General features: G+C 36.3%; 7 protein-coding genes. 3 read left to right on the top strand and 4 right to left on the bottom strand.

Annotated features, from left to right (window positions below; genetic code table 11):
• From ACY65O_RS14540 to uxuA, 3 genes are all read left to right on the top strand, one after another.
• Positions 1 to 397 (top strand): hypothetical protein (locus ACY65O_RS14540; RefSeq protein WP_462221582.1); only part of this gene is annotated, 397 nt, incomplete at its 5' end.
• 77 nt (positions 398 to 474) lie between these two features.
• Positions 475 to 1,554 (top strand): aldose epimerase family protein, encoded by a 1,080-nt coding sequence (locus tag ACY65O_RS14535; RefSeq protein WP_462221581.1) that lies wholly within the window; start codon positions 475 to 477, stop codon positions 1,552 to 1,554.
• Between the two features lie 243 nt (positions 1,555 to 1,797).
• Positions 1,798 to 2,964, top strand: coding sequence for a mannonate dehydratase (uxuA, locus tag ACY65O_RS14530; protein WP_462221580.1), 1,167 nt, complete (start codon positions 1,798 to 1,800; stop codon positions 2,962 to 2,964).
• Between the two features lie 44 nt (positions 2,965 to 3,008).
• Here uxuA and ACY65O_RS14525 read toward each other — a convergent pair whose 3' ends face one another.
• The 4 genes from ACY65O_RS14525 to ACY65O_RS14510 form a co-directional block, all read right to left on the bottom strand.
• On the bottom strand, positions 3,009 to 4,322 hold the full coding sequence (locus ACY65O_RS14525) for a gluconate:H+ symporter (RefSeq protein WP_462221579.1): 1,314 nt from the start codon (positions 4,320 to 4,322) through the stop codon (positions 3,009 to 3,011).
• A gap of 2 nt (positions 4,323 to 4,324) precedes the next feature.
• Positions 4,325 to 5,254 carry a fumarylacetoacetate hydrolase family protein gene (locus ACY65O_RS14520; RefSeq protein ID WP_462221578.1) on the bottom strand — a complete coding sequence of 310 codons (930 nt, stop codon included), beginning with the start codon at positions 5,252 to 5,254 and terminating at the stop codon, positions 4,325 to 4,327.
• A gap of 190 nt (positions 5,255 to 5,444) precedes the next feature.
• Positions 5,445 to 6,389 carry an alpha/beta hydrolase gene (locus ACY65O_RS14515; protein ID WP_462221577.1) on the bottom strand — a complete coding sequence of 315 codons (945 nt, stop codon included), beginning with the start codon at positions 6,387 to 6,389 and terminating at the stop codon, positions 5,445 to 5,447.
• A 55-nt stretch (positions 6,390 to 6,444) separates the two neighbouring features.
• The coding region (locus ACY65O_RS14510) for an SMP-30/gluconolactonase/LRE family protein (RefSeq protein ID WP_462221576.1) at positions 6,445 to 7,296 on the bottom strand (852 nt) is incomplete at its 5' end.

Here is a 7,296-nt window from a genome sequence, read left to right as displayed (position 1 = left end):
CAATATGAAAATGGAAATTATTGATATTTATATGGATGCAGATAATAATGTTGCTACTGGGTTTAACACCTGGTATTATCCGTTGCATTCAGGTGCCGACTTTTTAATAGAAGGCAGCCCTATCGGTGGCTGGGGTGATGTGTTTGTACACTCAGGCCCGCAAACTGCTTTTTCATGGACACCCATTGCGTCGTTCGCTGATGTCATGAAATTTTCCAGCTTATCCACCACCGGAGGAAAAAATGTTATTGAGTTTTCCATTAAAAAAAGTGTACTCGGTACAATAAAAAACTTTATTCATTTTGGATTGGTGGAATCTACATCGGGCTGGGCAGAAGTGGGACAAATATCCGAAGCCAAAACAGCCACTTCTAAATTTGTAGTTGTTCCGTTATAAATTTTTACAGGGCAGGTAATATTGTAAGGAGTGTAAATTCCTAAAGCCTCTTTTATATCATTAATAACCAGTTGCAAGTGAAATACGAAACTGAAAACATAATTACTGAAACAATTACAACGGCAACAAAAAAAACATTGCCACAATTAAGTTTGCATACCATTGAAAATGCAAATGGAACAAGACTTATTGTTTCTAATTTAGGTGCTGCAGTAGTTTCTTTATTTGTAAAAGATAAACAGGGTAAACTTACTGATGTAGTATTAGGCTATGATACACATTCCGATTACCAGGCCGATGAATTTTATTTAGGCACTGTAGTGGGAAGGTATGCAAACCGTGTGGCAGGTGGTACTGTGGTGCTGGATAATACAACCTATAAACTGCATTTAAGAGAAGGCGGTTATCATTTGCATGGAGGCCTTGAGGGATTTAATAAAAAAATATTTCAGGCAACATCTTTTGAGCAGGAAGGTAAAAGCGGAATTGTTTTTGAATATGTAAGTCCTCACCTGGAAGAAGGTTTTCCCGGTGAGTTGCAGCTTGAAGTAATTTATACGCTGGATGATGAAGATGTATGGAGTATTGAATACAAAGCCGTATGCAATAAAACTACATTGATTAATTTAACACAACATACCTATTTTAATTTGTCAGGCAATCCTTCAAATAAAATTGATGATCACGAATTAAAAATACTCAGTAATTATTATTTACCCGTAAATAAATTGCAGGTACCCACAGGTGAAATTGCAGCTGTACACAATACACCTTTTGATTTCTCTCAACCCAAAAAAATAGGGGAAGATTTGTTAAAAGATAATGAGCAGTTACAGTTAAGCAACGGATACGACCATAGTTTTGTATTGGAAAAACAACACACCCCAATTTTAAAACATGCAGTTGTTGTAAAAGAGCCTGCATCGGGAATAACGATGGATGTTTATACAACAGAACCGGCTGTGCATTTATATACAGGTAATTTTCTTCAAAATATAAAAGGAAAAAATGGTATCATTTACCATAAGCGTTCCGGCTTTTGCCTGGAAACGCAACATTTTCCTGATGCACCCAATCACCGCCACTTTCCCTCCACAGTTTTAAATGCAGGGGAGGAGTTTTACAGTAAAACAGTGTTTAAATTTTCTTTTGATTAAATTATTGTAAAGCAACATCTGCCTTTGAGTGCAAGAATTATTAATTATAGCATTAGTTTCCATCTTCAATAAATAAGAATCTAAGCATAGTTTATAAGTTTGGCCAACTTCCAAAATTGCTTAACACTCAGATAATCTAACAGAACAGTTTTTTATTAACTTTACCTTTTTTAAAATAAAGCTGGTGTGTAATGCATCACTTTTTTATCCCCGTAAATTTTTTAAAAAATGCTAATGTATAAAATGGAACAAACGTGGCGCTGGTTTGGCCCATCCGACCCGGTAAGTTTGCAGCATGTAAAACAAACAGGTGCAACAGGAGTGGTTACTGCACTGCACCAGGTACCGCATGGCGAAGTTTGGACGGTGGAAGAAATTTTAAAGCGAAAAGCAGTAATTGAAAATGCCGGACTTAACTGGTCGGTAGTGGAAAGTATAACAGTACATGAAAGTATAAAAACAAGAACTGGTAATTACAAAGATTATATTGAAAAATATAAAACATCTATTCGCAATGTGGCCTCTTGTGGCGTTCCGGTTATCACTTATAACTTTATGCCGGTAAACGACTGGACAAGAACTTCTTTAAATTATAAAATGCCCACTGGTGCGCTTGCACTTTATTTTAACTGGGTTGATCTTGCTGTATTCGATATTTTTATTTTGAAAAGAAAAAATGCTGCGGCTTCTTATTCAACCTCAATTTTACAACAGGCGGAAGAACGGTATAAAAAATATACTGCAAAAGAATTAGAAGCACTTGCAGATGTAGTAATGTTTGGCATTCCCGGCGAGGAAAAATATACCACCAATGATATGCTGAAAAAATTGGAATCGTACAGCGATATTGATGCCAATGCTTTAAGAGATAACCTTTGCTATTTTCAAAAAGAAATAAGTGAAGTGGCCATGGAGTGCAATGTAAAATTGGCGATACATCCGGATGATCCGCCTTTTCCAATTTTAGGTTTGCCAAGAGTGGTAAGTTGCTACGATGACTTTAAGTATTTTTTAGGTAAAGTGGAAAATAATGCCAATGGTGTTTGCTTTTGTACCGGATCGTTAGGTGCTTCAGCAAAAAATGATTTGCCGGCAATGGTAAAAGCATTAGGAGATAAAATACATTTCATCCATTTACGTAATGTAAAAAAAGATACTGAAGGAAATTTTTTTGAAGCCGATCACTTAGGCGGCGATAATGATATGTATGCTGTAGTAAAAGAAATTGTACAGTTACAACAGGATAGAAAAATTTCACTTCCCTTTCGCCCCGACCATGGCCACCAAATGCTGGACGATTTAAATAAAATTACCAATCCTGGTTACTCTGCAATTGGCAGGTTAAAAGGCTTGGCAGAAATTAGAGGGCTTGAGTTGGGGATACTGGGAGCATTGGGGAATAAAAAATAAATGAAAAATAATTTTATTTGAATTGAAGAATAATATTTTTTTATTCAGACAAACATATTTAAAACCAAAACACCAATCAATCCTAAAATAGATATTACTGTTTCCATAACTGTCCACGATAAAAAAGTTTGCCTGAGTGTAAGTTTAAAAAATTCTTTAAACATCCAAAAACCGGAGTCGTTAATGTGAGAACCAAAAACACTGCCTGCACCCACTGCAAGCACCATCAACTCCGGCGATGCAACACCTGTTGCTACCAATGGCGATACAATACCTGCAGCTGTTATGCCTGCAACAGTTGCAGAACCAATAGCAACTCTTAATACAGCAGTTACAAGCCAGCCAAAAATTAATGGGGGCATTTGCCATTTTGTGCTGAAGGTGGCAATGTATTCGCCGGTGCCGCTGTCAATTAATACCTGTTTAAAAATACCGCCGGCAGTAATAATTAATAAAATCATGGCGATGCCTGAAATAGCATCGTTTAACCATTGCATAATGTTTTCCATTTTATAGCCATTACGTAATCCAAAAAAATAAATGCCAGCAATAACAGCAATAAGTAATGCAATGGTAGAGTCGCCAATAAAAAGTATTATAGTTTTAAAAAGTGAAGATTCTTTTAAAAAATTATTGGCAAGTACTGAAAGAGTAATTAATAAAACGGGCAGCAATGCAATAATAAAACTTGGAAAAATACCGGGTAATTTTTTTTCTGTAAGATTTTGTTCAGCAGCAAAAAGAAAAGAAGTATCAGTTTTTATTCTTTGTAAAATTCTTCCTAAAAATGGTCCGGCTATAATAACGGCAGGTATAGCAATTAGTAAACCATAAATTAATGTTTTGCCCATATCAGCTTTAAATGCATTTACCAAAACAACAGGGCCGGGGTGCGGCGGTAAAAAACAATGTGTAGTGCTTAGCGCAGCCGCCATTGGAATAACGATGTACAATAATGGTAATCCTGTTTTTCTTGCCAAAGTAAAAACTAATGGTACAAGAATTATAAAACCTGCATTGTAATAAAGTGGAATGCCAATTAAAAATCCCGTAAGTAAAACTGCCCATTGAATATTTTTTTGCCCAAAACTTTTTATTAGTGTAGCCGAAATTTGTTCTGCAGCCCCGCTTATCTCTAATATTTTACCGAGTATGGCGCCCAGGCAAATGATTAATGCTAAACCACCCAATGTACTGCCCACACCTTTTTCTACCGACTTTAATAAATCTGACGTATCCATACCCAAAAGCAAACCGGTTAGCAATGCAACAATTAATAATGATAAAAATGGGCTTACTTTTTTTACAGAAAGAAATACCTGTAAGCCAATGGCAAAAATAATGGTGATGATTATCATAATTATTGAACAGTATTAATGAGTGTGCCAATATTATCAATAGAAATTTTTATTTCATCACCCGGTTGCAAAGTAAAATTATTGGGCGGCACAATGCCCGTACCCGTCATAATTAAACAACCATAAGGAAAACTGCATTCACGGTAAACAAAAGAAACTAATTCTTCCAGTGTCCTTTTCATCTGGCTTATTGCAATACTGTCTTTAAAAACAGTTGTACTGTTTCTGTTTATTTCAAGATGAATAGTTGTGTGGGCCTCAATTTTATTGGTAACAAAAATACATGGTCCCAATGCTGCACAGGCATCATAGGTTTTTGCCTGCGGCAGGTACAAAGGATTTTCTCCTTCAATACTGCGGCTGCTCATATCGTTGCCAATGGTATAGCCAATAATTTTTCCTGATGATGTTACCACTAAAGTCAGTTCGGGCTCGGGTACATCCCAGGTGGAATCTTTTCTTATCCTTACAAAAGCATTGGTGCCAACAATACGGTGTGGTGTTGATTTAAAAAAAACTTCCGGTCTTTCTGCTTCATATACTTTGGCATAAAAATCGGCACCACCACTTAATTTACTTTCTTCCTGCCTGCCCACTTTGCTTCGTAAGTAAGTAACACCGCAGGCCCATAATTCCTGGTTGCTGCCAATGGTGGGTAACAAGTTTGCTATGGCTGATTTATCAACTTGCGTTGCAGCAGCAATTGATGCCTTAGCTTTTTCAAAAACGTTATCGTTATTAATAAATGTTTCCCAGTTTTCTTTAATTACAGAAAACTTATCCTTAAATTCTATTACAATGCCATTAATGGTATTATACAATTTCATTGCTTTGTATTTTGTTGTATTAAGTATTATTCCAAAGCCAAATAAGCGCCTGTGGCAAAATACTGCCACCATGTTTTCCACTATGGCTTCAGATGCCTTTTTCAAACTTAAAATTATAGCCCTTGTATTTTAAAGCTGCTTCCATTTCAAGATTAGCAAGCCACCAGTTTCCTTGTTCATTATCTAAATCATTTGATATTAATCTGATAAATAATTTTTTAAAAGACGAAATGTATTTTTAATTGTTTCTAATTTATTGAATCTTTAATACTATAAACCTCATCAAATTTTTAAATTATTTTTTAATTAATAATTTATTAACCTCCAGCCAATAAATGAAAGAATCGAACCATTTATTACTTGTACGATTTGGATTACCTAAGCCAAAACCATGACCGCCATTTTGGTAAAGATGAAATTCAACAGGTATGCCAGCTTTAAACCAAGAGTCAATAACGCCAAATTGCCCTCTGAATAAAAAATCATCCGAAGCAATTGCACAAAACATCGGTGGTGCATTTTTAGGCACTTCTACTGGACCCATACCACCATAAATTGGACCTATAAAAGCTAACTTTATTTTCTTTGAATTCAATGTAACATGCATAGTAAGTCCAGCACCAGCCGAAAATCCAATCATTCCAATTTTAGTTGTATCTACACCCCACTCTTTTGCTCTTTTCACAATCATAGCATAAGCAGCTTCTGCATCTTGCAATTGATTTGTTAAGTCTGTTTGTAATAGATTATTTGTTGTGGGTTTATTACCAGTAGTATCTTTTGTTGGCGGTGGTGTGTTACGAGGCCTATTCATCCAATCACCAAAATCTGTTAGACCTGGTGGCGTAGGGTGCAACCGGTACTTTAGTACAAATGCTGTAATACCCTTTGCAGCCAACGCTTCTGCCACTTCCCAACCTTCATTGCCCATTGAAAGCCACCTAAACCCTCCACCTGGTGCAACAATTACTGTAGTTCCGTTAGCTGTACCGGGTTTAGGAAAAAAAGGAGTAAGTGTAGCTCTTGTAATATTTCTTGCCATCGGGTCGCCCCATTGCTTAAACCAGCTTTCCTCAGCAGGTTGATTACTTACTCCTCCAGTTCCTAAAGGAATAGCATTGGGTTCCTTGGGGGCATCCAATGGATAAATAGTACCGTCTTGTGCATAGGCTGATTGGTAAAAAAATAAAATAAACAGATATAAGGTTATACGAAATAAATACTTGATTTTGTTGACCATTTAATAAAAGTTTTTAGTTAAAAATCTAATTGTTATAGTTGTCAAATTAGGTGTATTACCTTAAAGAAATTCGTAACACATACATATCATTGGTAACATACAAAATTTTTTCATCCGGCGAAAGTGCACAATTACTTGTTGAATTTTCCAGTTTTATCAACCCCAATTTCTTTCCATCGCTGTTAAAAATATACACACCGCCAGGGCCGGTGGCAAATACAATGCCCTGCTTATTTATTTTTAAACCATCTGGCAGGCCATTCCAGTTTTGCTCATTATTAGAGGCATCAAAAAATATTTTTCCGTTAATTAATGAATCACCTGCAACATCATAAATATACCAAACTGGTTTAGCAGGATCGCTGTTGGCAATAAGGAGTTTTTTTTCTCCGGGGAAAAATGCAAGGCCGTTGGGTCTTGTAATTGAATCAACTAATAAAATTACTGTACCATCTTTTTTTACTTTATAAACACCATTGTGTTTTATTTCTTTGGCACTGTCGGTATCATCTTGTGTAAATAAACCATAGGGCGGGTCGGTAAAAAATAAATCGCCGTTACTGTTAAACACTAAATCATTAGGACTATTGAGTTTTTTATTTTCAAACTTATCTGCAAGGGTAATAAATTTTGCTGCTGGTTTATCAAATGGGGCATCCATTATTGCCACACTTCTGTCGCCATGCTGGCATAATACAAAATGCCCATCGGTATCTACTGTTAATCCGTTGCTGCCTGGTTCTTTGCATTTACTTGGTGCAGTACCGGTGTAGCCGCTGGGTTTCAAATACGCTTCTGCTCCGTTTGCTTCTGTCCATTTATACACCGTGTTCATAGGCACATCGCTGAACAAAAGCATATTGTGTTTTTCAATCCACAGAGGGCCTTCGCTCCATTCGTAGCCTTC

Origin of the sequence: Ferruginibacter sp. (assembly GCF_031430955.1) — a bacterium.
Lineage (GTDB): Bacteria > Bacteroidota > Bacteroidia > Chitinophagales > Chitinophagaceae > Ferruginibacter.
This window is presented reverse-complemented; position numbering and strand designations above follow the sequence as displayed.